Source organism: Geoalkalibacter subterraneus (assembly GCF_000827125.1).
Lineage (GTDB): Bacteria > Desulfobacterota > Desulfuromonadia > Desulfuromonadales > Geoalkalibacteraceae > Geoalkalibacter_A > Geoalkalibacter_A subterraneus.
Genome location: NZ_CP010312.1, coordinates 61,757 through 86,661, shown reverse-complemented (window position 1 = coordinate 86,661; position 24,905 = coordinate 61,757). Strand labels below are relative to the sequence as shown.

Annotated in this window: 25 protein-coding genes and 2 pseudogenes; 8 read left to right on the top strand and 19 right to left on the bottom strand. The window is 51.7% G+C overall.

Translation table 11 applies throughout. The features are described 5' to 3' along the window. Positions 1–14: 14 nt before the first annotated feature. From GSUB_RS16800 to GSUB_RS19910, 13 genes are all read right to left on the bottom strand, one after another. On the bottom strand, positions 15–467 hold the full coding sequence (locus tag GSUB_RS16800; RefSeq protein ID WP_040202787.1) for a hypothetical protein: 453 nt from the start codon (positions 465–467) through the stop codon (positions 15–17). Between the two features lie 303 nt (positions 468–770). Then, positions 771–974: a DUF6722 family protein gene (locus GSUB_RS16795; protein WP_040202786.1), complete on the bottom strand. Its 204-nt coding sequence runs from the start codon at positions 972–974 to the stop codon at positions 771–773. Between the two features lie 68 nt (positions 975–1,042). After that, entirely contained in the window at positions 1,043–1,513 is a 471-nt protein-coding gene (locus tag GSUB_RS16790; protein WP_040202785.1) for a hypothetical protein, read from the bottom strand. An 11-nt stretch (positions 1,514–1,524) separates the two neighbouring features. Next, positions 1,525–1,848: a hypothetical protein gene (locus GSUB_RS16785; RefSeq protein WP_144402100.1), complete on the bottom strand. Its 324-nt coding sequence runs from the start codon at positions 1,846–1,848 to the stop codon at positions 1,525–1,527. A gap of 18 nt (positions 1,849–1,866) precedes the next feature. Continuing rightward, positions 1,867–2,598, bottom strand: a complete 732-nt coding sequence (locus GSUB_RS16780; protein WP_144402099.1) for a hypothetical protein — start codon at positions 2,596–2,598, stop codon at positions 1,867–1,869. Between the two features lie 75 nt (positions 2,599–2,673). Continuing rightward, positions 2,674–2,835, bottom strand: coding sequence for a hypothetical protein (locus GSUB_RS19490; RefSeq protein ID WP_158414128.1), 162 nt, complete (start codon positions 2,833–2,835; stop codon positions 2,674–2,676). Between the two features lie 279 nt (positions 2,836–3,114). Next, a complete protein-coding gene (ltrA, locus tag GSUB_RS16775; protein ID WP_040202782.1) occupies positions 3,115–4,845 on the bottom strand; it encodes a group II intron reverse transcriptase/maturase in 1,731 nt (576 codons plus the stop codon). A gap of 600 nt (positions 4,846–5,445) precedes the next feature. Beyond that, on the bottom strand, positions 5,446–6,255 hold the full coding sequence (locus GSUB_RS18340) for a PD-(D/E)XK nuclease family protein (RefSeq protein ID WP_052465110.1): 810 nt from the start codon (positions 6,253–6,255) through the stop codon (positions 5,446–5,448). A gap of 156 nt (positions 6,256–6,411) precedes the next feature. After that, on the bottom strand, positions 6,412–6,831 hold the full coding sequence (locus GSUB_RS16765) for a hypothetical protein (protein ID WP_040202781.1): 420 nt from the start codon (positions 6,829–6,831) through the stop codon (positions 6,412–6,414). Positions 6,832–6,994: 163 nt separating this feature from the next. Then, positions 6,995–7,432 (bottom strand): DUF3232 domain-containing protein, encoded by a 438-nt coding sequence (locus GSUB_RS16760; protein WP_040202780.1) that lies wholly within the window; start codon positions 7,430–7,432, stop codon positions 6,995–6,997. An 82-nt stretch (positions 7,433–7,514) separates the two neighbouring features. Continuing rightward, positions 7,515–8,258 carry a hypothetical protein gene (locus GSUB_RS16755; protein WP_040202779.1) on the bottom strand — a complete coding sequence of 248 codons (744 nt, stop codon included), beginning with the start codon at positions 8,256–8,258 and terminating at the stop codon, positions 7,515–7,517. 148 nt (positions 8,259–8,406) lie between these two features. Continuing rightward, positions 8,407–8,970, bottom strand: coding sequence for a single-stranded DNA-binding protein (locus tag GSUB_RS16750; RefSeq protein ID WP_040202778.1), 564 nt, complete (start codon positions 8,968–8,970; stop codon positions 8,407–8,409). 174 nt (positions 8,971–9,144) lie between these two features. Continuing rightward, positions 9,145–9,270, bottom strand: a complete 126-nt coding sequence (locus GSUB_RS19910; protein WP_268747578.1) for a hypothetical protein — start codon at positions 9,268–9,270, stop codon at positions 9,145–9,147. Between the two features lie 357 nt (positions 9,271–9,627). Between GSUB_RS19910 and GSUB_RS16745 the strand changes: the two genes are divergently transcribed. The 3 genes from GSUB_RS16745 to GSUB_RS16735 all read left to right on the top strand — a co-directional run bounded on the left by GSUB_RS16745 (position 9,628) and on the right by GSUB_RS16735 (position 12,662). Further along, positions 9,628–10,344: an AcaB family transcriptional regulator gene (locus tag GSUB_RS16745; RefSeq protein WP_040202777.1), complete on the top strand. Its 717-nt coding sequence runs from the start codon at positions 9,628–9,630 to the stop codon at positions 10,342–10,344. A 109-nt stretch (positions 10,345–10,453) separates the two neighbouring features. Beyond that, positions 10,454–12,190, top strand: coding sequence for an ATP-dependent helicase (locus tag GSUB_RS16740; protein ID WP_084212236.1), 1,737 nt, complete (start codon positions 10,454–10,456; stop codon positions 12,188–12,190). A 7-nt stretch (positions 12,191–12,197) separates the two neighbouring features. Beyond that, complete coding sequence (locus GSUB_RS16735) at positions 12,198–12,662, top strand: hypothetical protein (RefSeq protein ID WP_040202775.1); 465 nt, start codon at positions 12,198–12,200, stop codon at positions 12,660–12,662. Positions 12,663–12,914: 252 nt separating this feature from the next. On the opposite strand, the gene GSUB_RS19830 is transcribed toward GSUB_RS16735, so the two are convergent. Both GSUB_RS19830 and GSUB_RS20205 read right to left on the bottom strand, forming a co-directional pair. After that, on the bottom strand, positions 12,915–13,811 hold the full coding sequence (locus GSUB_RS19830) for an RNA-guided endonuclease InsQ/TnpB family protein (protein WP_144402097.1): 897 nt from the start codon (positions 13,809–13,811) through the stop codon (positions 12,915–12,917). 449 nt (positions 13,812–14,260) lie between these two features. Continuing rightward, positions 14,261–14,311, bottom strand: a pseudogene (locus GSUB_RS20205) (helix-turn-helix domain-containing protein); the annotation flags it as partial. A 23-nt stretch (positions 14,312–14,334) separates the two neighbouring features. Between GSUB_RS20205 and tnpA the strand changes: the two are divergent. Continuing rightward, positions 14,335–14,802, top strand: a complete 468-nt coding sequence (tnpA, locus tag GSUB_RS16725) for an IS200/IS605 family transposase (protein WP_040202774.1) — start codon at positions 14,335–14,337, stop codon at positions 14,800–14,802. Positions 14,803–14,826: 24 nt separating this feature from the next. Here tnpA and GSUB_RS16720 read toward each other — a convergent pair whose 3' ends face one another. Then, a complete protein-coding gene (locus tag GSUB_RS16720; RefSeq protein WP_052465109.1) occupies positions 14,827–16,311 on the bottom strand; it encodes a UvrD-helicase domain-containing protein in 1,485 nt (494 codons plus the stop codon). 268 nt (positions 16,312–16,579) lie between these two features. Here GSUB_RS16720 and GSUB_RS19820 point away from each other — a divergent pair. After that, a pseudogene (locus GSUB_RS19820) lies at positions 16,580–16,752 on the top strand (Fic family protein); the annotation flags it as partial. 66 nt (positions 16,753–16,818) lie between these two features. On the opposite strand, the gene GSUB_RS16715 reads toward GSUB_RS19820, so the two are convergent. Beyond that, on the bottom strand, positions 16,819–17,916 hold the full coding sequence (locus GSUB_RS16715; RefSeq protein ID WP_040202773.1) for an RHS repeat domain-containing protein: 1,098 nt from the start codon (positions 17,914–17,916) through the stop codon (positions 16,819–16,821). 18 nt (positions 17,917–17,934) lie between these two features. Continuing rightward, the gene (locus GSUB_RS16710; protein WP_052465108.1) at positions 17,935–19,887 is read right to left on the bottom strand and encodes a putative bifunctional diguanylate cyclase/phosphodiesterase; all 1,953 of its coding nucleotides are present in this window, start codon (positions 19,885–19,887) and stop codon (positions 17,935–17,937) included. Between the two features lie 297 nt (positions 19,888–20,184). On the opposite strand from GSUB_RS16710, the gene GSUB_RS16705 reads away from it, so the two are divergent. After that, on the top strand, positions 20,185–20,613 hold the full coding sequence (locus GSUB_RS16705; RefSeq protein ID WP_040202772.1) for a Ros/MucR family transcriptional regulator: 429 nt from the start codon (positions 20,185–20,187) through the stop codon (positions 20,611–20,613). A 118-nt stretch (positions 20,614–20,731) separates the two neighbouring features. Here the strand turns inward: GSUB_RS16705 and GSUB_RS16700 are convergent, their stop codons facing one another. Continuing rightward, a complete protein-coding gene (locus tag GSUB_RS16700; RefSeq protein WP_144402096.1) occupies positions 20,732–21,745 on the bottom strand; it encodes a tyrosine-type recombinase/integrase in 1,014 nt (337 codons plus the stop codon). Between the two features lie 283 nt (positions 21,746–22,028). Between GSUB_RS16700 and GSUB_RS16695 the strand changes: the two genes are divergently transcribed. Together GSUB_RS16695 and recJ are read left to right on the top strand one after the other, a co-directional pair. Continuing rightward, entirely contained in the window at positions 22,029–22,556 is a 528-nt protein-coding gene (locus GSUB_RS16695) for a hypothetical protein (protein ID WP_040202771.1), read from the top strand. Between the two features lie 182 nt (positions 22,557–22,738). Beyond that, positions 22,739–24,478, top strand: a complete 1,740-nt coding sequence (recJ, locus tag GSUB_RS16690) for a single-stranded-DNA-specific exonuclease RecJ (RefSeq protein ID WP_040202770.1) — start codon at positions 22,739–22,741, stop codon at positions 24,476–24,478. The last annotated feature ends 427 nt before the right edge of the window (positions 24,479–24,905 follow it).

Here is a 24,905-nt window from a genome sequence, read left to right as displayed (position 1 = left end):
CCCCCGGTAAGGGGTTAAGAGGAAAGCGAGAGGAGACTGACCGCAAGGCCAGCAAATCCAAGAGCCAGCCCGACCGCCCCCAAGGCCACACTGATAACAGCCAGGCGGGTGGTGATGCGGATCAGGGAGTTTTTGTGCCGCCAGTAAAAGCGGTAAACCTCTCTCCAGTTAGCCTTTCGCACCCTGATGATGTTGGCTGCTTCGGGTACAATCGCCAATTCGATCCGAGCGTCATAATCAAGCACGATCGAATTTTTGGTCAGGCCTGTCTTTCCAATGCCTCCTCGAGCGTGCCGGATAGTCCAGCCGCCCGAAGTCAGGTTCTCGATCACCACCGGCTGCCAACGAGGAAACTTGTTCCCGTTTTTGCCCGATGGATCGATTCGTGAGTTGTGGAGTTGGACCGTTTCCGGTGGAGCCATGTCCTCCGGTCTCAGATCCAGCAGGTTTTCAACCTCAAAGTTCATAGGCCGCTCCCTTGGGAGAGCCAATCCCCTGTGACCGGGGAAAGCTCCCCGGCTTGGGGTTGAGGTAATAAAAAAGGCTGCCTCTGTGAGCGAGGCAACCTTTTTGTGACTTTATGCAAGAAAGGGTTATTGCTGTTTTTGCTTTTTCTTCCGGTCAACAATCTTGTCATGAATGATCATAACAATGGCAACAGCCAAGACGCTCACCGGGGCCAGGATGGCGAAGAAGGTGTGGTAGGTCATTTTAGCGCTCCTTTCTTTTTCATTTTATAAGAAAAAATGGAAATCGACAAGACACACTGTCTATAAGTCGTCGCTATCGCCATCACCCTCCAGATAAAGTGCCAACAGCAGGGCGAAGAACCCAACCACAAACCCAACGGCAATCAGGGCCAACGGTCCTTTCTGCATAATGCCGGCCAAACCAACTCCTGCCACGAAAAGTTTGCTGATCTCGTAGAGGTAGTTGGTGAAGCCTTCTTTTCTTTTTCTGTTAAACCATTTCATAGGCTCCTCCCATTATTGAGAATTGACAGAGAGGAGCCCCTGGTGGGGAGTTTCCTCCCCGCCGGGGTTTAGTATAAAAGGTCAACCTTTCTAAATCGGGTTGACCTGGCTCCAAGATAAATGAACTCGAAGCCTGATGTTTGGTAGAAAAGGGCGGGTTTGCCGTCGAACTTCGACCGGAAATACCCGCTGCCGGGGTCCTGGGCCATGTCCGCGTCATGCCCTTCGGGCAATTCGCAACAGGTTTCGAACTCCTCCCGGCTGATGGGCTCAGCTTCGGCCACCATCTGCTTAATCATATCCAGAGCACTATTGTCCTGGTTGATCAGGTAACGACAATCGCCAATATAGCTAAAGCCGTAAGCTTTGGCCTGGCAGCCGCCGATGGTGCCACGCGCCCAAGAGCCGCAGTCGCGACAGACAACTTCTCCCACGTTCGGATCAAAAACCCAGGCGTGGTCGAATTGGTTGGTGTGGTCTGCGCGGGCGAAAATTTTCTGATTCAGAGCAAGGTTGTCTTGATGGGTTGTGCATCTCATGGAAAACCTCCTCAAAACCAGACGAAGGGGGAAGAAATCTTGGACGCTTGAACCATCCTTTGATTTTCGACCTCCTTCTGGTATCGATGATAAGCTTCAGAAGCAGGGCCGGAGAGTTTTTTAAACTCTTCGGCATTCTGGACGAAGCCAGCCTTTAGCATCCTGTTGATGTTCCGGGACAACTCGGTTGTGATCCCCTCGGTGCATTTTTCGAAGGGGATTTCCGAATGGCGTATTGGTCCGCCAACAAACCCTGCCTTGATGCTCAGGGCATTGCTTGTCGTCTCAATGGACCAGAACACGACGCGGCCCTTGGAGACTTTTTTGTGTAACATCTGCATAAATCGCCTCCTTTAGGCAGATTCTTCGGAAAGTTCGTCCTTGACCATGCCGACTGTTTTTCGAGCCTCGGAGATGGCCTCCTCAATCGTGTCACGGAGGCCTACTCGGACTGATTTCCAAGGGTTCTTGGCATCAGCCCAGACATTTCCGATCAAGGAAGTTCCAAGTTCCTCTCCATCTTCATTTTCAACCACAACTCGGACGTACCCAAATTTCATGTGTCCGTAGATGATGTCGAAGATCCCGGCCCAGTCGTAATCCTCTTCCCCGGACGCATCCCAGGAGTCATATTCCTGTTCATCGAACAGGATGACTTTAAGGGTAAAGCGCTCCGTCGATCTTTCGTAGAGCACTTCGCCCTCGTAGCCGGGTCCGTTGAGGATCAGGTCATGTCCTTGGCGAAGGAGTTCCCGCTGAAGATTTTTCAGGTCCTCCTCAATGGCGAAGAAAAGTTCCTTGGCCGCGTGCTCTTCCGCAGAGGTCAGGTCCTGCCCCAGGTCATTGTCGTAGGCGCGGCCGTCGCGGATACTGACGTCCATGTCTTTGTCAATGGCCTGTTTGGCTGCTTCCAGTTGTTTTCCTCCAAGAAGACGTTCGGCCAGCAGTTCCAGATCGGGATTTTCTCCATCGAACGACACATGGTCGCCTTGACAGAAGCCAAGAGAAAAACAGGCCTTTGAATCTCCGTACCCTTTTTCAGCGGCAACCCGCTGGAAATGGTATTCAAGCATTCTTGTTGCCATCTTGTGCCCTCCTTGATGGCCGGGCAGAAAAGACACAACCCCGCAAGTGGGGATTGTGCCTCCCCTGCGGGGTTGTTATTTGCAGATTTGAACGTAGGCCGGAGAAGCCATAGTGCGGCTTACTTCTGCCTCGTGTCCTGCAACGGCGGCATAGGCCGCCACGACCAAAAAAGCGATGACGAACTTAATCCAGCCAATTACCAAGGCTTTCGTCGTTTTTGATCGAATGATCTCCATGCCGTCCTCCTTGAAAAAGAGAAGAGGGCACAGAGGCCCCGGCGGGGGCGTATGCCCCCTTCTGGGGTTGTTTCGTCAGGCTGCATCATCCTCCGAGTCTTGCTCGGACGGGAAGGAGAGGTCTTCGGTCTCTCCCTTGAGGCAGTACCCGGCAAAATGTCGGGTAAGAACAAACCGTTGCCGATTCATCCTCCCCTAAGAACCGTGCGTGCAAGTTTCCCCGCACACGGCTCAAGCCACTATAAAAGCGCTGTGACGCGCTCCGGTTACAAGGCGTCTTTATCCGTGGTGATGCTGAATGTGGCAAAAGGGGTGATAGACTTCCAAATTCTCCTGGTTATCTCCACCGCCCTTAGCTCGACTAACTTTGTGGTGAACATGCCAGCCGGTGTCTGTGGTGATTTTTCCTCCACATTTGGGACACAGGCCTTTTTGTTTTCTCCACAACCTAGAGAGCTTTCCTTTGCCCGTCATGGTCTTGAACAACTCCTTAGCAAGGCGCCTTTCGAAGTATTCTTCCCATTCAGGGTCGTAAGGATTTGCTTCGGCTTTAATTCTGTCGTAACGAGTAATATGAACTTCCCCGAGCCTCCAGATGTAATTCCGAAACTTGCCACTTTCATTTTGAGGAGCAAAGGTTTTGCTCGCCAGTTGATGGTGAGCAAAATATTTCCGGAGGATCCACTTGCTTCCTTTGTTAGGATGTCTCCGCTTTGCCCATCTCCACAGCTTTTGCCATACGAAGCTGTCGATCTTCGAAAAGATCTCTTTGGAGACCGCTACCTTGTGATAGTTAGACCAACCCCTAAGGATTGGATTGAGTCTCCTCACCACTTCATGGCCTGGGGCAGTCCTGAGTTCCCGCACGGTAGCCCGTATGGAGCGGATCAATTTGGCGATGGATGTTTTCGCCGGCTTGATCAGCAGTGTTCCATCGTATTTCCGCACGTTCCAACCAAGGAAGTCGAATCCTTCAGCGATGTGGGTGACCCTTGATTTTTCCGCAGAAAGCCTTAGTCCTCTTTCTTTGAGAAAACTTTCAATCTCGGGCTTAACCACCTCTTCCAGAAACGTCTTATCTTCCCCTGTTACGATAAAATCGTCCGCGTACCGGGCAATTTTTACCTTGGGGTTGAAGTACACGTTATTTCGGTACTCCCGAATTACCCCTTTGGTCAGAGCATAAGGCGGGATTGATAGCTCACCTTTTTGTTTTCCCGTGTTAATCTTGGGAAACTTCCGGTTTAGCATCGTTTCAAGCCCATCTAGTGCCATGTTCGCCAGGGTAGGGGAGATGATACCTCCTTGCGGTGTACCCTCGGTTGTGGGGTTGAATTCCCCATTAAAGACTACTCCAGCCTTCAGCCACTTACTAAGGATCGCCTTATCCATAGGGATGTTGGCGATCAGCCATTGGTGACTTATATGGTCGAAGCAACCTTCTATATCCGCATCCAACACCCATTCGGGTGCTGTTCTTTGTGCTAGCAGGGTATGGACCCATTCCCTTGCATCGTGGGCGGACCGCTCCGGCCGAAATCCATAAGAATTCGGATCGGCAGTGGTCTCGGCCACCGGTGCAAGAGCAAGCAAGTAAATTGCTTGCATTGCCCTGTCCAGCATCGTTGGGATGCCCAATGGTCGTTTCTTCCCGTTGGCTTTTGGGATATAGACTCTTCTGAGCGGTTGGGGCTTGTAGCCCCTACGCTTCATTCTTGTGATTGCTTCAGCTTTTTGTTTCGGAGTGGCCCATTTTTCACCGTCCACTCCTGCTGTGGCTTTACCACGGTTTTCAGTGACTCTACGAACTGCCAGAGCTTTTCCACTGAATGACGTTGTAAGCAGACGTTGCAAGGCCTTCACCTTGCCCCATCTGCCCTCCTTGGTAGCCTTCACGATACGCGCCTGCAGCCTCCTTACGTTTGCGTTGGCTTTTTTCCAGTCAATCTGGTGCCAGTCAACGCAACCCGCAGAGGGCGCACACGCAACAGTTTTTCTTTTTGCGTTCATTTGCATTCCCTCCTTTAGGGGGTTCTATAGGTTCTTTCGTGATTAGTGACCAGTCGGAAGTCTGCTCCCTTTCGGGCCGGACAATGTTTCAATCCGTATCCACCCCATTACAGGGTGGCATTCGCTTTCTCCGACATCCTTTACCCGCATTCCCAACAGGTTACCTTGCGGCTTCCTTGCCCATTAGTAGGCAGAAATACGGGCTTACCCAGTTGCCATCTGTTGACTAACGAAAGGGTTAGGCTCTGTCTATGCACCGGAGAGGTCTGTTGGTCACGTACTGTTATATGCGAGAACAGTATCCTCCTCTCGTTCACACCTATCAGCAGTTTTGGTGAGTCTGCGTTGACGATGCTTCTCACGACAGTTCACATGTGTTAGCCATACCTTTCAGCCTCAGCCCCGTAACCGCTCTACTGCTAGCAGTAGTCCCTAATAGCCTCACGGCGTTTGGTCCATGTTTCCATCCGGGTACACTTGTCCCAGGGGCTTCACACAGGTTCATTACTGATCCTGCATGCCCTGGTAGGCTCAGGAAGTGACATTCCTGGTCAAAGCCGGACCGTGTTTCTGTCCGTTTTGACAATCAAACAGACGACCTTAGCTGGTCGCACCGCAGAGATCGCAGGGCGTATTGTACGCCATGCGACCCCTGCGCGGGTGGTAGCCGCTTCGAATTCCTGCGACTTCAAACAGAACCTTGTTGATGTAGTCCTGTTTCATTGCCTCGGTTCGAGCCGCAACCAGGTTGTGGGTCCAGATGGGTCCCGTACCGCGGTTGGTCTTGGGGATTTTTTTCTTCAACCCCTCCAGATATCCAACTTTGGCAACGCCCATGATGCCCAGCTTGTCAACATACGCACTCACAAGGATGTCATAGGCGGTGAGCTGGTCGCCGACCAGGGCAAAATTTTCGCTACTGGCCGCAGCCGGGGTCTTGACGTCGACTATAACGGCATAACCATCAAGGTTTAGCCCCACGACATCCATCTCCCCCGACAATTCGACGTCGGGGGAGATCTTGGCGATCAGGCGCCGCCGCACGAGCGGCCCCTTTTCGTCGGCCAGGATCATAAGCCCGAGCTTAGCCCACGCTTGCGGGAAGTCGGCACAGAGTTTCTTGCCGGTTTCCCGAAGGTCTGCGGCATTCCAGATCGAAGAATATTTGATGATCTTCGACTCAACCGCCTCGTCCCACTTTAAGAGAAAATGGGTTTCGGGGTCGAAATCGACCCCAGCATGGAGAGCTTCGAGATATTTGGCCGTTGCGTCATCAACGCAGCTGCCAAACACCAGGTTGCAACTCTCGGCCTCGCTCCGAATTCCTTTGTCGTAGAAGAGATGCCGCGCGAACGGGCATTCTTCTCTTTTCAGGATCTCAGAAGGACGGACTCGAATGATTTTTCCCATACCTACCTCCTGCCGGATACGCGCTTTTTCCGGCCAAACGAAAAAGCCCGATGCGCGAATCATCGGGCCCTTGAACAAAAAAGGCCCGAAGGAGGCAGATAACATTCCCCGAACCTCGGGAGATGATATATGCTTCCCCCGGGCCGGGGTTGTTTTTTATCCGAACATGACCTCGTAGCAGTCACGTTCGGACCAGTCCGAAAGACCCACCACCGACTCAGCGCCGATAGGCTGGTAGTTCTTCTGCAGATCCTCAACTTCAGATGGGAACCCGTAGAAGTCGACCGATTCTTCGCCCTCATAGAGGGATTCGACGGCCAGGCCGTGCTCGGACATGAAGCCAAGTTCGGCCAAAATCTCTTCCACCCCCATCACCAGATGATGGACAACCATGTGCTGGGGAACCTCGACCACCAGGGAGAAGGTTCCGTCACGATTGTCGTCCATATTGATGTTGGAGGTGATCTCGCTATCTGCCAACAGAACTTCGAGGTTGGCGATGGTCTGATCCACCGCCTTTTCAAAGTCTTTATTGCCAGAAAAAGAACCATTAAAGAAGAAGCCGAATGCGATCATGACTTTGCTCCTTCCCGGTGCGCTGCCGGGTAAAGTTTTATCCGGGGTGCGCGAAGGGCCCGGACTTTGAAATAAAAAAGCCCGGGTGGAGCAAATCATGATCCCCTGACCGGGGAAGACATGAAAGGCTCCCCCGGGCGCGGGGTTTTTGAAAGGTTTCGGTTTAGCGCTTGCGACGAACGTAAAGTGCGCAGAGAAGCTCTCCTGCCCAATCGCCGACCGCTATGCGGTCGCGAATGGCTTCAGGGTTCTTTGAGAACACTCCACCAATCGGCATGTCTTCACCGAATTCTTTCAGCGCATATCTGTTAAAGATATGCAGATTGGAAATCAGCGCCTCATGTGCCATGCGCCGATTCCGGTCAAGGGTTTCGGTGAGGTCGCGAAGTTCCTCACCTTCCAGACGAAAGCGGGCCATTTTAAGGCGCGCCTCCATCTTGCATACGGTGCCGAAATATCGCTCGGCCGAATCCAGCAGTTTCTCCAGAAGAGAAACGGCCACATCATCACCGGCCACCACTTCGACTACCTTGTTAAATCTCTCCAAAGCACATTCCTCCTTTCCCCGGAAGTGCCCAAGAATATAACTTTTTCTGTCCATCTTGTCCTCCTCATAGAGACAGAGGACAAAACTCCCCCAAGGGAAGCAATGTCCCCTTGGGGTTTAATGGGTGATAGCCGAGCTACGTGGCCATGGCCATCATTTTTTTTAGGGCTTCGCGGGCCTCATCGAGGTTTTTGACCTCGGGGGGCTCGATCCCCTTCAATCTTGCTTGATGTTCGATCTGCCGCATAAGTGCGGCAGGCACGTTGTTGCTGGCAGCGGTTTTTTCCTGCTTCGCCTCCTCTTTTTTCGGAGGTTCTGGCTCTACAGGCTGCTTTTTGTCCGCCACCTCCGGAACAGCTTCGGCCTTCTCCTTTTGTTCCTGCTTTGCGGCAGGAGCGGGGGAGGGGGGCTGCGGCGATTTGGTGGAGGGCTTTTTGACCTGGAATTTCAGGCCTTGCCCTTTCATATCACCTTCTTCGTCCTCATCGAGGACGTCGCCCCCAAAGCCAAGAGCCGCCAAGAGCCGCTGGCGAGCGCTTGTCTCGCCAATTTCCCAGTCTTTCGGCTGGGAGACTTTCATCTGATAGGATGACGCGGTGGCCAACACCCGACCTTCGGGGTCGATCAAGGAAGCCTTGAAAATTACCCCAGCCATTGCCGGAGAGGCGGTGATCTCCTTGACCTCCCGGCCGGCCTCAATCCCTGCTTTAAGCAGACTTGCCATGCCGGGTTTAAGGCCCAGAGGGTCGCAGGGTTCAATAATGACCTGGAAACCCTTGGAAGGTGGGTACGTTTCCAGGAAGTGTCCCAGCCTTGCCGATAACGGCAAATACTCTGAGACAGTCCCATCCTTGTTGAATATTTCGACAACCTTGGCCATCTTACACCTCCATAACCCCCCGGCGGAAAGTCCTAAGACTTCCGGCCCTCCCGGGGGTTAGCTGATCCCCGGGTCGGGGCTTGTGCAGGTTTTTAGGTGATGATTTTAACTGGAAACCCTAAATGGTATTTTTTACCATATTTGGTTCTCAAAAGGGAATATCATCATCGGGATTAAATCCCATATCTGGTTGATATCCGCCTCCACCACCTTGCTGTGGTTGTGCTTGGCCGCCTTGGGCGGCTTGCTGACCCTGGGGCTGTTGGTAGCCGCCCTGATTATTCTGGGGCGGTTGCTGCTGATAGCCACCTTGGGGTTGTTGGGGCTGTTGTTGGTAGCCGCCTCCGCCTTGCGGTGCATGCGACTGTTGCCTGGCGCCGTCACCGGCGCCACCGAGCATCTGCATCTGATCGGCGACGATCTCGGTGATGTAGCGATCGTTTCCGTCGCGATCCTGGTATTTGCGGGTCTGGATCTTGCCTTCCAGATAAACCTGCTTGCCTTTATGCAGGTATTTGCCGCAGATCTCGGCCAGCTGCCGCCAGGCCACGATGTTGTGCCACTCTGTTTTTTCCTGCTGCTGACCGTTGCGGTCCTTGAAGCGTTCGCTGGTGGCAAGAGAGAAGGTCGCCACGGGGACTCCTGACGGAGTGTAGCGCAGTTCGGGGTCCTTACCGAGGTTTCCTACCAGAATGACTTTGTTGATCGACATAATGCCTCCTTGGCAGCGTTTCTTGCCGCCGGTCTGGGTCGGGATGCGCGACTCCCAGTCTTAATGGATCATCCGGGAGCGCAACCCCGGAGACCTGTGCAAAAAACCGAGGAGGCGTGAGTCGATTCCCTTTCCGGGAAAACTCAAAGCCTCCCCGGAAGGGGGTGGCCTCCGCTATTTAGAGGCCGTCAAAACGGTTGTGACTCGGGCCCCGAGTTCGCCTTGCGGCGAATAGTAGGTCCCGGCCATTGCGGCTGCAATAACCGCAAGGGTTATGGCCGCCATGATATATTCTTTCATTTTTCCTCCTCTCCGGTCGCACTTTCCGGAGAAAAAAGAAAAGCCCGGGAGTGCGAATTCCGGGCGGTTTAGAGCCCGGAGAGAGAAGGCATGGTTTTCCCCCTGCGGGAAGAGATGCGCTCTCTCCCCGGAGGGATTTTTGGCTGGTTGATTTAACGAGGCCAGCTACCTCTCCCACGAACATAGCAGTAATGTTTCGTGGATGATTGGCCCTACTATATCAGCCCAAATTCAAAAAAAACCTCTAAATAAGGTCTTTTTTCTGTCTTATTTAAAGGATTGTTTGCGCAAGAGCGGGTTTAGGATAAGGACATCCTGTTTCCGCAGAGATTTTAAAAACAATCACGGAGGTTATTTATGAGTGAAAAAAAACAAAAAGCAGCACAAAAGCCCAGAAACGCTCGGGCGCGACAGCCGGAGCTACCGAGCCGTCCTTTTTTCTCACGCAAGATCACCCTGGGCAGTCACCAGGCGCAGCAGGTCTACAAGCGCGGCTTTGAGGTGACAAGCGATGCGTTCTCTGAAATCGGCATTGTTTTGCGCATTGTCGGGACAGAGGAGGAGGCCAAGGCCGTTGAGAAGGTCGTGGATGATATGCTCGATAAAGTGTCCACGGAGCTTAAGCAGGAAAAGGAGCGGATGCAGAAGCTGCTGGATGAAAACGGCATTGTCGGCGACCCGCAGTTTACCGACCCCCTATCGACCGAGGCGCAGATTTTCAACCCTCGCGCCGGCCGCTATCTTTCTTTGATCAGCGAGGTTGACAGCGTAATTCGTTCTATGACGCTGCTGTGGCTCTCGGGCGTTTTGACCGACGGACAATATACTAATGGCGCCTTTCACCTGCAGCGGCGGTTGTTGAAGATTTCGGCCACCATTCGCAACATCGCTCGGCGGGCACGTTTTGCTGCGTATCGCAAGAGGAACCAGGCGCAAAATCAGCGAGCAAAAGACAAAGAAAAGCAAAAAGAGAAAGCGCCTGCAGCTAATCCAACTCAGGAAGGTGAGAAATCGAAAGATTCTGATTCTGGCGCTGAAAGTCCTGTTGAAGAGAAGAAGGTCGCCACAGCCTGATTTTTAAGGTCCTGGGATTTCACCTGGGCTTTGCTTGCCAAAAGCAGTCTGCCAACGCCTATCCCTGGAGTTTCTTCAGGGATAGGCTCTTTGAACAGGGGTTTTTAGAGTGCAGCTTAATCATCAACAGCAGCAGGCGGTCAACAGTTCTGGCCATTGCTGTGTAGCAGCAGTACCCGGCTCTGGCAAGACTCGTGTGCTTGCTGTTCGCGCAGCTCAACTTCTCTGCGGAAGTTACTCCAGCCTCGCCGCGGTAACCTTTACCCGCGATGCGGCAAACGAGTTAAAGGAGAGAATCGAAGCGCAGTGCGACAAGCCTCCTGGGAAAAGACTTTATGTGGGAACCTTTCACTCCCTTGCGTTGAGGCAGTCGCGGGGGTTTAAAAAACGACTGCGGATACTTTCCGGCAAGGAGCGATATGTCTATTTGCGGCGGGCCTTTGATATGACCCCGGAGATTTCCCAGTCCGATTTCGACCTGGTGGTTGAGCAGGTCGATGCTATTAAGGCTTCCATGGACCCGCCTCCTGGGATTGACAAACCTTTGGGAAAAATGTTTAAGGCCTATCAGGATCTACTTGAGAGGGCAGAGTCTCAGGATTTTTCAGATATGCTCAGGCGTGCGGTCTTTGCCATGAAGTCCGGTGAAATCTCTCCTCTCCCGGTCGACTTCATGTTAGTGGATGAAGCACAGGACATGGATGAAGTCCAGTATGAGTGGATGCAGTGCCATGTAGCCAACGGCACCCGTGTTACAATTGTTGGGGACGATGACCAGAGCATTTTCGGTTGGCGAAGTGCAATGGGGTATCGGGGGATGACCGATTTTGTCAAAAAAAACAAAGCTGAACATCTGGTCTTGTCCGTCAATTATCGCAGCTCTGCTGAGATCATTAACGCGGCCACCCGGCTGATTACGCACAACAAGACCCGGGTCATTAAATCCATCCATCCCCATGTCAGCGAACCCGGCACGATTGAGGTCATAAAGGTCACTGACCGCAAAGACGAGGCCCATAATGTTTTGCGGGTTATCCGGCAAAACCCTGATGCGGGATGGGCTGTTCTTGCTCGCACCAATCGACTGCTTGGATGGGTCGAGTGTGCGCTTAGAGCGGCAAAGATTCCCTGCGTGAGGGTTGGGGGAAAAAGTTTCTGGGAGGAGCCTGAGCCTTCTGTCTTTCTGGGCCTTCTTCGATCACTGAGTCGAAATGACGCCATTGGCGCAATTCAGGCCTTGCAGTGGGCGGGGGTTTCTTCCCGCATCATCAACATGATCCATGACAGGCACCCCAAAGACAATGCTTCCTTAATCAAGGTGCTGACTGAGATCCGCAAGTCTCTTTCGGTCGAAGATAGACCAACCAAAAAAGTATTATCCGGCTTTATCGCCCGCAACAAAGAGTGGCGTCAGGCTGTTGCCAGTAGTCGCATCCGCCTGGTTGTCTCAGGCGTTGCCCGTTGGTGTGAATCTCATCAAGGCAAACAAGTGGGGGGCGATAAGAAGTCTATTTTTGGATGGTGTGAAGATATTTTCAACAAACTCTCCGGCAGTATCGACCAACGCATTCATTTTCTGACGCAGAGAAGTAAAGACACCCAGGACAGCAAGGCGGTCAAACTCATGACCTTGCATGCTTCCAAGGGGCTTGAATTTCCCAATGTCTGGATTCTTGCCGTAGAGGATGGAGTGCTGCCCCTTAAAAATTCCGATAATGAAGAGGAGAGGCGTTTGTTTTATGTCGGAATAACAAGAGCACAGCGACGGCTCATAATCAGCCATTCGATCACTGACGTTCAGCCCAGTATGTTTCTTGAAGAGGCTGGCATTGTTTCAGGAGTCTGACCCAGTGATGCCTGTGCAAGAAAACCTGCCCTTGGTCGATCTCTATCTTCTTGTTGCCCCGGGCCAGAACAGTGTTGATCTCAATTTTGGAGGCATGCTCTATTTCTGCGGGCATGAGAGTTTTTTTGGGGGAGTGCTGCATCGCCTCGATTGGGAGGGGGCATCTCTTTTGGGGATTTTGACCGGCGCGGGGAAGCTTAAGAAACCTTGCTGCGTGCAGGCGTTCTGTAATTATCTGCCGATTATTGATCGGGCGCTTAGGCTTCAGAGCTTCTATAAAGGCAAATCATTGCCGGAAAAGGAATTTCCGAATAAAGATTTGTGGAAACAACTACAAAAAGAATTCGGAACTCACCAGTTCTTTTTCTATGAATTTGAGCAAAGCTATCACAGACAGCACGACAAATGTCTCAACGCCCTGGATCAAGCTAAAGATCAAGCTCGGATGGTTCTTGATGTGCTTTCCGGCTAATATCTTTCATGGTGTCTGCGATAGCACCAAGGGCTGTAGGCTTTCGTTGCCTTCCTTTGGATTTGTTGACAGTGAAGATGAACATTTTCGCTGGAGTGCTTTTCTTCTTCCTGTAAGCTCAACGAACAGAATTTGCATTTTTCATTACCTGGCGCACCGTAAAACCCGGTCAGTTCACGGCCGGGAGGATGTCAATCAAGGATTTTTCGGGGGAGCCTAAACTGGCTTTTCGGCCCATGAACTCTCCCGCCACTAAACACCTATCGGTGTTGTAGTGGGGGTTTCCCGGTTCAGCGAAGACGGCGTTCGGGGCGTTGGCTCCCGAACGACTAACACCTTCTCCCCGGGCGTAACTTCGGACCGTTCCGGCCCTAGTTGTTTCCGTATGCCGCTGCGGCGCGGCGTTTTGAACTCGATCTCACCCGCGAGAAGCAGACGCACACCCCGGAGCTTGACGACTCCGGCGGCGTTTAAATCGGCGTTCTCGGCATGTCCGCAGCGTTGGCAGGCGAATTCGGCTTGGGTGAGCCGATTGCCCGGGGCGGTGAAGCCGCAGAGTCGGCATTCCTGCGAACTGTGGTGAGGCGGCACGACGATGGCGAGCTTGCCCATGCGCCGGGCCTTGTAACGGGTGAACTGATGAATCCGGCCCCAGGCGCTATGCAGAATCGCCCGGTTGAGTCCGGCTTTCTGGCGGACGTTGCGCCCCGGCTTGTCGACGGTTCCCTTGGCCGAACGGGTCATGTTTTTTGTCCGCAGATCCTCGAAGACGAACAGCCGGGCCTGAAGATCGTCCACCAGGGCTCGGCTGGCTTTGTGAGCCATGTCGGAACGGACCCGGGCTTCGTAGAGGGCATACCGGGCTGCCCGCTGATGGGCCTTGGTTCTCCGGCGCGAGCCTTTTTCCCGCCGGGCGGCGATCTTCTGCCAGCGTTTGCGGTGGCGTTCGGCTCCGGCCAACCGCTTTTCTGAATAGGAGAGAAATCGAACCGGCTGCCGTCGCAGGCCGCCGCCGGAATTGCCACGCCCCGGTCGATGCCCCGGGCCGCCTGAAGCAGAGTCTCTTCGCCCATCCGTTGCAGTTCGGCGGCGATCTGGGCTTCGGTCTGTTCCGGCGCTCCGTCCTCGACGGCAAAGGACAGATGCCATTGTCCCGATTCGACGCTGAGAATAATCGACGCGGGCGTCTTCTCGACCGGGCGGTGCGCTCTTACCGGGATCTCGCCCAGAGGGAACTTTTTGGTTCCGACCGCCAAACGGATGCCGTCTTCGTGAGGGGCCAGCTCGAACAGCTCGCGGGTGAGCAGGACCGATTGCCGGCCCTTGCGGGATTTGATCTTCGGGCGGCCCTGGCAGGCCCCGGAGAAGAACCGCTGGTACGCCTGCCGCCAGCGGTAGGCTCCGTTTCGCAACACGACGGCAGGGACTTCCCGCAGAAACGCGGTCTGTTCGGTGATGAAATGGGCATACTGCTGATCCCGAGGAATCGGCACTCCGCACAACGCCGGGGACTTGCGGGAGAACCGGCGAAAATAACGGTCCTCGCCGACCTTGGCGTTGTAAATGAACCGTTGGCAGCCGATCCAGCGCAAAAGGACCTGCTGCTGTTCGGGCGTCGGGTAGATGCGGAATTTATTGCCGGTTTGCATACGATTATGATACATTAAGCCGCATGGGAAATCAAACAACAAAATCGCTAAGTCATGCCGTCTATTCGATTAGGCTGCATATTGTTTTCGTCACCAAATATCGGCGGCGGGTACTCTCCCCGCCGCTTCTCGACTATCTGAAAACGGCGTTCTCGGAAATTCTGGACGACTGGCGATGCGAGTTGATCGAGTTCGGCGGCGAGGCCGACCATGCCCATCTGCTGGTATCCATCCATCCGGCGCTGGATATTTCGGTTTTGGTCAACAATCTCAAAACCGCTTCGGCGCGACGGACCCGGAACCGCTTCGCGGAGCATGTCGCTCAATTTTATTGGAAGCCGGTTTTCTGGCATCGGGCCTATTTTGTCGGGAGCGTCGGGGAAGTGTCGCTGGAGACGATCCAGCGTTATATCGAATCCCAAGGCACGAAGGAAAAACCGCGAAAATCAAAACCCCCTCGCTTGACCCGCCTCCTGGCGCTGCGCGCCTAGCAGGGGGAATGCGCTCGGTCTTGTTCAAGCTTCCAGGAAAAGATTGTTCGGAAGGTCAAGGTCACAGCGAGAACGTGTTGCGGCGACATAGAGCATATTGATTTCTTCAGCCAAGGCTTGACGGTCTATTTTCTTCTTTGGGTCTTTTTTTGCCTTATCTATTTCTGACCACAGCTTCCTTTCTGTAATAAAATCATCGCAGACTTTCACCTGGTCAAATTCCATACCCTTAACCTTGTGGACGGTAGAAAAAACCATTTCGGCCTTATCTCTTTGGACCTGTTTTTCTTTAAGCTCTCTGATGTAAGAGAACAGCTCTCGTCCATACTCCGAGACAATTTCGCAAACCAGATTAAGTTCCGAATCTTCCGTTGCAGCAATATATTCAAGAAGTTGTTGGTAGTCGGCAAATCCCTTGATGAAGCTGCTTTTGATTTTTTCTTTTCGTCCCATGTTGAGATAGAGGACATCAAAAAGGGAGGCTCCTTCGTTGAGGTAGGTGTAGGAGTTAATATCCCCTTCAAAATACATTTTATCGCAGCCTTCAGACATTGCGTCGATCGCTTCTTTGAGAAGCTTGAGGTTGGTCCTTGCAACAATAGCCTTGCTTTGAATTTTACGACCTTCTTCGGCCGCTCCGGTGATAAAAAGAGGATTTTTGTAGAGCCCGAGGAGTTTTCTGATTTCTAAAACTCTCATGGCTGTATCGGCTAAATCCTGGCCGAACCGAAAGCTTCGGCTGAGTTGATATCTGGGGAAATCTACTTTTTCCAGACTGTTTACCGCAAAACGAAAGCCGTAAATTGATTGATACTGATCGCCCACAATGATTTTTTCGCCCCGTTGTCGCAAAAAGACATCAAGCATAACGGGGCTTGCGTCCTGTCCTTCGTCAAAACATAGATGGGAGAAGTTCTGCATCTGCGGGCCCTGAAGCTGCCAGAACTTCAGATAAGCGTCATGGCTGACCGGGATTTCTTTTTTATACATGCGCCCCAGAAGGTCGCGAGCTAAATCATAAATCAAGGGAGCATGGCGAGTGACAAATTCTTTAGCCTTGCCATCTTTAACTGTTGAGAGATAGTCAATTTCGCTAAACGAGCGCTTCTCGCTGTTGCAGAACATGGAGATCAGGCGTTGGACGTGCCTGGCAAGGACAAGGTGGGCGGTTGGTTCTTTAGGGCTGGGGAAGATATCACACATTTCCAGAATTTCCGGAATGCGCAAACTCCCACCTTGCAGCAGTTGGAACTGGTTGCGAACATCGAGCATCCGGAAGGCCAGAGAGTGAGCTGTTTCCACCGTCACGTTGCGACACCCTGCCGCCCTAAATTTACGAACAGCTTCATCTTTTACGCTGCGATTGAACGCCAGATAAAGAATTCGCCCTTGAGGCCTGGCCTGAGCATAGCTGATCAGGGTAGATGTTTTCCCTGATCCGGCCACAGCATTAACACAGGCATCGCCCTGATGATTGACTACAGTTTTTTGCTCTTCGGTTAATTCCATCCTCTTTCCTCTAAGGCACAATATACTTTATTTTTTATTTATTTTCAATCCTTTTTGTATTTTTCTTCGGGGAATCTTAACTCCACCAAACTCAAGGGGCGCTATGGGACACGCATCTTTTTGGGTCCTAGAGGGAAACCGAAAAAGCTAATATTTGCATGACTTAAAAAGCTAATAACCAAAGGGATCCCACGCAATGCCGACCCCTCCCGAAAAGCTTGCCTCATCTCTGGAAATTCGGCACCAGCTACAGCAGCTGGGCTTGACAGCCATCCGGGTAGTGCTCGGCCATTTCGCCTTCGTTGCCATCCATAGATAGATGGCAACGGCCGAATCGGGCGTTTTCTGATGAACCTGATGTGCGCCGTCGGCGGCTATCCTTGGATCGTCGTCCCCGTCCAGGCGAGAGCTGCGTATATGGCCGCTCTTGAGGAGGCAAGTGCATACTCCGAAAAAAGAGAAGGGCCGCACCTTGTCAATGTCAATGGTGCGGCCCTTTTTTGTCGACTATCTGCAGTCCTCGGCTCCGGCGCTTACAAGCTGGTAGATGTCATCGTAGCCGTAGCTGGTCGGAACCCCGTCGCGGGTTTTCTGCAGGCGGTTGCCGACAAGATCATGGCTCGGGTAGGCGATGCTCAGAAGAGTGCCGCCGCTGCCCTGGTAGTCGAGACCCGCCAGCCAGTCGCGATCGGGCGCATAGCCGTAGACTGCAACCACCCCGTTCGGGTAGGACAGGGTGCTGCGGCGGCTGCGTGCGTCGTAGCCGAAGGAGAATGTGCCGGCGGCGCTGGCAATCGTTTCCAGCCGACCGGCGGTGTCGTAGCCATAGCCCAGCGTCTTCTCATCGACCGTGCCGGGCAGATACGTGACTTGCGTTTTCTGCCCGGCGCCGGTGTATTGATCGTAGGAGATCACCCGGCCGTTGGAGTCGGTGACCTTTTTCAGCCAGCCGTTGGCATAATATTCGAGCGTGTAGCCAATCGCGGGGTTGATTGCCGTCTGCAGCCGCCCGTTCGGGTCATAGCTGAAGGTGGTCGTCTCTCCGGTGATATGATCGGTCTTGCCGATAAGCTGGCCGTTGTCGGCGTAGTGGTAGCTCACCAGCAGCTCATCACCGCCGTCGACCTCTTTATCGCCGTTGGTGTCACGAAGCTTCTTCTCCAGCATCCCGCCTGCGGTGTAGACGTAGAGGATCGTGTGGCCCAGCGGGTCGGTTTCGCTTTTGAGGTTTCCGTTGGGATCATAGCGAAAGCTGGTTGTCTGGTTTTTGGCGTCAGTCAGGGAAATGAGCTTGTCCACCCCGTTGCCGCCGCAGGAAGGACACCCGGCGCCGCTGTATGCAAGCGCGGTCTTTTGAGAAAGAGCATCGGTGATGGTTGTCACCTGCCCCTTGTAATTGTGATCGAAGGTGGTGGTGCGATTCTCGGCATCGGTGACCGAGACGCGATTGCCCATCAGGTCGTAGCCGTACACGGTGGTCGATGAAGGACTCCCGGTTTGGGTGGTGGAGACAACCCGCGCCAGCGCATCGTAGGAAAGGGTGGTCGTTTGCGCCGCCTGATCGGTGCCGTAGGCAAGGGTGGTTGTGGTGTCCGGAGCATCCATCAGGTTTGTGATGCTGGTTTAATTTGCGTTAGCGCAGGGTGAGATGTCAGGTTTTCTCCAGTTAATCATGAAGTCTTCAGCTTCCTCTGCGGGCATGGGCCGGGCAAAAAGATAGCCTTGGAGTTCATTACATTTATGCTTGCACAAGAAATTAACCTGGCTCATGTCTTCAACACCTTCCGCGATAGTACGAAGCCCCAGAGCATGACTCATGGCAATAATGGTCTGGACAATTATGGCGCCGTTGTCACTTCCGGTAATTCCATGCACGAAGCTTTTGTCTATTTTGATTTTGCTGATCGGGAAGTCTTTCAGATATGTCAAGGAGGAATAACCCGTTCCGAAATCATCAATTGACAGATGAACATCGAGGTCGATTAACTTTTGCAAAATATCGGTAGAGGCGATATCCATAACCGTTTTCTCGTTGATTTCCAGGTCAAGGTATCCACGGGGAATATTGGTAGCCTTAATCGCCATCTCAAGCATCTTGATGAAATCTGGGTGAGAAAAAAAAGCGCTGCTGATATTAATCGCCATCTTTATGTCGGGCAGAGGCCCGCTGTTCCAATAAAAAAGCTGCGTACAGGCTTTGGCAAGGACCTGGCTTCCGATGTCGAGAATCAGGCCAGACTCCTCTGCAATCGGGATAAACTCATTGGGAGGGATAAAGCCTTTTTGAGGATGTTCCCACCGCAAAAGGGCCTCAACCCCGCAAATACATCCTTTTTTCGTGTCAAACTGAGGCTGGTAATGAAGCTGAAGCTGGTCATATTCAACGGCTTGCCGTAGATCCTCCTCCATGGCTACCCGTTTTTCAATCTGATCGCTGATATCCTTGGAGAAAAACTTGTAATGTCTGCGGCCATTGTTTTTGGCGTGGTACATGGCGGCGTCGGCACTTTTGAGCAAAGCGGCTCCGTCGCTGCCATTCTCCGGGTACATGGCAATCCCAATACTGGTTGCGGTATGAATCTCCTTGCCATTTATGACGAATGGTTCGTTGAAACGGTCGAGAATTTTACGCGCTACAACCGTTGCACCGCCCGGCCCGTCGAGAAAGGGGAGAAGAACCACAAACTCATCGCCTCCAAGCCGGGCAACCGTATCGCTTTTTCTCACCGTGTTTTTAAGCGTTCGGGCGACACTCTTTAGCAGTTCGTCACCAAAGTCATGCCCTAAAGAGTCGTTGATGCGTTTAAAGCGGTCGAGATCTAAAAACATGACTGCCACATGCTGCTTGTTACGCTCAGCCATCATCAGGGCCTGCTTCATGCGGTCCTGTAAAGTCTCCCTGTTCGGCAACCCGGTCAGAACATCAAAGAAGGCAAGTCGGCGGATTTTTTCTTCCCGGGCCTGTTTCTCGGAAACGTCATTGAATACAATCATCGCTCCGGCAACCCTCTCTTCAGAAAAGATTGGGTAGGAGCGAAACTCCGCGGGGAAGCTCGATCCGTCCTTGCGCCAGAGAATCTCTTCTTCTTTAAACTGTCCGCCGCCTACAAAGACCTGATGCGCAGAACAGTCTTCTTTGGATATTTTTTCTCCATCCTTTGATGAATGATGAATCGTGTCGTGAATATCTTTCCCTAAAAGGTCCTCTTCTTTTTCATAGCCCAGCATTTTGATTGCCGCATTGTTGGCAAAAACGCAGCGCCCTCTGCGGTCCATGCGAATGATGCCTTCTTCAATCGCTTCGATCAGAGCCCTCTCGTCCTCCTTGCTCTTACGAAACTGTTCTTCTGCTTGGTCTCTCTCTTTTGAAACTCGAATGACCGGCCTGAAAAGAATGAAGTGAAAAACTGGCCCCAGGAAGGCAAGAAGCAACCCTATATGCACAAAGTCTGCATAAGGGGCTGAAAATGTGTGGGCAATCCAGCCTGAAATGTATTCACACATAGACACAAGCATGGCAACCAAAAACAGGTGGACACCAAGCTTTCGGGTCAGGCTTTTTGTGGCCTTGCTCATCTTCCAATACCTCTCGCTTTCTTATCGTTCGGGAAGGGATTTCGTCAGTGTGAAAAGTTTAGGGCGACTCAAGGTCAAAGCTACTCTCGAAAAAGACCCATTTTAGGCCCCTATTTGGTGTTTGCTTTTCTCTGGCTTGTCTGATGGGTGATTTTCAAAGAGGGGAATTGTCGAAAATTTCTAAAATGTTCAAAAGAAAACGACAGGATAAAATTTACAACAAAATAAAATCCATGATACAGTTTTCTCTCGAAATATCTTAAATGGGCGAAAAACATTCTTCGGAGGAAACAAAAAATGGCAACTTTGTTAGAAATGGCGGCCGAGATTGTGGCAGCACATGCTTCAACCACGCAGATGAGCAAAGAGGATCTTGTCGCAGAAATACGTGAGATTCATGATGCACTCTCCGCAATTGAAAAGGGCGAAGAACTACCGAAGGAAGGAGAGGTGAAAGAACAAAGCAACGAACCTGTTGTATCTCGAAAGAAAGCATTCGGCAAGGATAAGGTCACCTGTATGATTTGCGGCAAGGAAATGACCACTCTTTCTCGTCATCTCAAAACATCCCATGATATGAAGCCAACAGAGTATCGTAAGCGTTTCGATATTCCTCGCTCTCAACCTCTGGCGGCAAAAAATTATTCTGAAAAGCGCCGTGAAATGGCAAAGGAAAGGGGTCTTGGCGAGAATCTGGCGAAAGCACGGGCTGCCCGAAAAAAATAACAATCAGACAGCAGAATTACAGACAAAGAAACGGCCCCAATTTGAGGAGGCCGTTTCTTTGTCTGTAGCCCTCTAGAAAATACTTGCGCAAACTCCCTGGATTCCCGAGGGAAGCACATCAAACTGGCATCCACAAATCTTCCACTGCACGCCTCATTTCTTTTTCATCCCTCTTGTCGTACTTGGACGTAGTTTCTATATTGCTGTGCCCGAGAAGCTTTCTCACCAGGTTGATGTCGCCTTTCTTATCGATCAACGTTGTTGCATAGGTGCGCCTTAGATCATGAGGACTGCACTTTTCGATACCTGCAAGTAGATAGCGTTTTTCAAGGATATGATAGACGCCTTGAGCAGTTAGCCCCATGTCCCGGCGAACAACGCCGCTGCGAAGGATGCGGCAAAATATCGCTCCCTCATCATTGCCGCGGACCTTAAGCCAGTTTGAAACATGATCGACTGCCGCTTCCGGCAGGGGAACTTCACGCTCCTTGTCGCCCTTGCCAATGATTCGCAAAGTCCTCTGGTTGAAATTAAAGTTTTCCCCCTGAAGCTTGACAACTTCCTCTCGCCTTAATCCCGCACCATACATTAGAGAAAAAAGAGCCAGGTCCCGGACTCCGGCAGGCGTTCCGTCGCGACATGCAGCAAACAGCGCCGCGATTTCCTGCGCAGACAGGGCACGGCCACGCGGCAGACGGGAACCTCGGCCCGATTTGACGTTGTTGGCTCGCAGCAACTCCTCGCTGCTGTAATCTCCATTATTAAATGCAGCCTTAAGCACTCCGCGAAGAGCGGCAAGAGTCAACTTTACTGTGGCCGGCGATTTGCCCTGATCGACCAGCTTTCTTTTGATGGCTTCGATATGCTGGTGACGTAACATGTGCCAGGGAAGGTCAAGAGATTCGGCCTCCGGATTGTCCGTAAGAATACGGGCAATCTGCAGCAGTCGTGACCTCATGTTGCAGCGGCTGTGAGAACTGTCCAAAGAATTGAGGTAAAGCAGTGCAGGGTTTAATTTTGGCGATTCTATTGTCTCCGAAACATCTTTCAAAACAACTTCAAAAGGCGTTTCTTTTTCTTCGTCCTTCCGGTTCATCGTCACTCCTTTATTTTCGAGGAAATATTCAACCAAATCCTCTGCGTTATATTTTTAAATCTGCCTAGAAACGGAAAGGAAGTGTCATTAAAACATCCCTAGAATCAAACCTCAAAACAATAGCCCCAAATCCTGTCTTTCTCCTAGCTTTTTATAACAACGATTATAATAAGTAAAAAATTGCCCGAAAACAAGGAGAATTTCTTCCACAGAAAGGATATGGGGCATATATGCAAAAGAAATTGTCTTGACTATTTGTAATTTAAGTAATATTATTGCCAATAATTTGCTTTGCAAACGTAAAGAAAGGGAGAGAGAAATGGCTTTTGAAAGATGGGAAAAAGTCGGTCAAACGATCAATAACCGGGTGACAATCTGGAAGCAAGGGCAAATCAATGTCAGTCCGGGAGCCGTGAATCTTTACGGCCTGGACAAGGCCAAAACAGCCTCTTTGTTCTTTGATCCCGAACGCAGACTGATTGGCTTGAAGTTTCACGACACCTTGGACGAACCTCATACGGTAGCTCTGAGTTGGAGAGATAAAGGTGGTTTTGGCCTGGGGGTTAAAAAATTTCTCGACTACTACGGAATCGATTACCAGCAGACCCGCAGATATGCTCTGCACCACAATACCGAAGAAGATCTCTTCGTGATCGATCTTAACGCGCCGGAAAAAGATAAAGAGCCCGAACAGGAGCAAAACAGCTCTGATATCAATGATGCTGACGAGCAAAAAACCGAAATCGATAATTCTGAGTCTAATTCCGACAGCGAAAACGAAGAGTCTTCTGCGCCCGGCGATAAAGCCGCCGACTTTAGTGCCGTCGAGGCATACACTGGATTTTAGTGTCCACCGAAAGGAAGTATATGAGTAAAAACACCCTGCCCTTACCCTTCGGGACCCATCGAACGTCCAATACAGGGCAAATTTGAAAGCCAAAGAAAAGTCCTGACAATCAGGGCTTTTCGCTACCCCAATCGATATAAAAAGAAAAGAAAAAATAAAAACAAGGAAAGGTTTTAGGCTTTATGGCTGGAGATTTAGAGAAAAAATGGGTCTCAAGAGAAGAAAAGTTAGAGAAAGAGGACGTTGAGCAAGCGCAGGCTGTAATCGACGCCATAATGTCGGGCAACCCTTATCTTGACCCTTTGATCGCACGCCTGCTTTATTTGCGCGGCATCTCTTCTGCTGAACAGGCACAGAATTTTCTGCACGGAAATCTGTCCTCTCTGCCATGTCCTGATGAAATGAAAGGGATGAAAAAGGCTGCTGCGCGGATTGCAGATGCGGTTATAAACAAGGAAAAAATCAGCATACATTCCGACTTCGATTGCGACGGAATTACCAGTGCCGCCTGCCTGATGACCTTTTTCAAGATGCTGGGGGCCAATGCCTCCTACTCTATCCCTTCGCGTGAAGAAGGATACGGTCTTTCAGAAGAAGCTATCCGTCAATGCGCCGCTGAGGGTACACGGCTTATCATTTCAACCGATTGTGGCATCACTGCTCACAAAGAAGCCGAAATCGCGCACTCTCTCGGGGTCACACTCCTGGTGACTGATCATCATCGTCCTCCGGACACCCTTCCCAAGGCCTATTCCATCATCAACCCTCACCAACACGACTGCCCTTTCCCTTTTAAAGATCTGGCAGGCGTTGGAGTTGCCTTTTTTCTCGCCGGCGCCATTCGCAGAGAGCTTCGTCAGCGCGGCTGGTTTGAAGGCCAGGCGGAGCCTCCTCTCAAGCCCCTGCTTCCCTTTCTCGCCATAGGCACAATTGCGGACTTGGTTCCCCTGAAAGGGATCAACCGCGTCCTTGTCGAAGCGGGACTTGGAGTTTTGCAGACAAATCCCCCTATCGGCTTCTCCGCACTGTGCCAGGCCGCAGGGGTGAAAAAGATATCCTGCGGCAGCATTGCCTTCAATATTGCTCCGCGGCTAAATGCAAGCGGCCGGCTGGAATCGGCTTCTTTGGGAGTAGAGCTTTTGCTGACGCAGGACGAACAGCAGGCACAAAGCATCGCCAGGCAACTCGATGCCTTAAATCGAGAGCGTCAAAGAATTGAGGATCTGACTCTTGAAAAAGCAATTCGGCGCATTGATCAAGGGGAGACGGGACAGAGAACAATTGTGCTGGCCGACCCCACTTTCCATCCTGGTGTAATTGGTATTTGCTGCTCTCGGCTTATAGAGAAGTACCATCGCCCCTCCATCCTAATCGCTCTTGATCAGGACCAAGGAAAAGGCTCTGGGAGATCAATTACCAACTTTCACCTTTATGATTCCCTGAAGCAGTGCTCAGAATTTCTGGACGGATTCGGGGGGCATAAAGCTGCAGCAGGGCTTAAAATCCAGCGAAAGAATATTGCCGCCTTCGCCCATGCCTTTGATGATCTGGCCCTGTCTTCTCTCTCCGAAGAAGACATGATCCCACGGGCTTTTTACGACGATCATCTTCCACTTGAGATGTGTACCGTTGAGCGTGCTGCAGGTCTGGAACTTCTGCAGCCTCATGGCATGGAAAATCCAACCCCCTGCTTTATCTGTAAGCAGGTTACGGCAGACAACGTGCGGGTGGTGGGAGAAAAACATTTATCGTTCATCGCACAGCAAAATGGCAGCCGAGTGCGTTGCATCGCCTTCGGTATGGCGCAAAGAGCCCAAGAAATACAGCAGGGTTCGTTTGATATTTTGTTTAGCCTGGGAATCAACGAGTGGAGAGGAGAGCGCTCTGCTCAACTGGAAATAAAAGACATCAAGAAAGGATAGGGAAAATGCTCAGATTGTTTTTAGGTTTATTTTTGCTCGTCCTCTCAACAACTCCCTGCCTGGGGGCCTACGCTGAGATTTCGCATCAAGACAATGGAGACGGCCGTGTTTTTGTCTCTGTGGATGCGACTTTCTCGACATGCGAACAGTGTGACGAAAATGGCGAAAATTGCACCAGCGAATCCGGAGGATTTCTCACCCTTTATCTCGACGGATCAAGAGTGAGTCGAAAAACCACGTCGAACTCCACTTATTCCTACACCTGGACATTCAACAGAACGCTTCTTCACGGGACAAAGACCTTTCGGGCGCAGGTCGAAGATTGCGTTGAAACAAAATCTTTTGAACATCAGACCTTTTTCGACAACACTCCGGTTATCGATGAAATCTCTGTTCCTGAAGCGACATCTGAACCATTCAATATCAC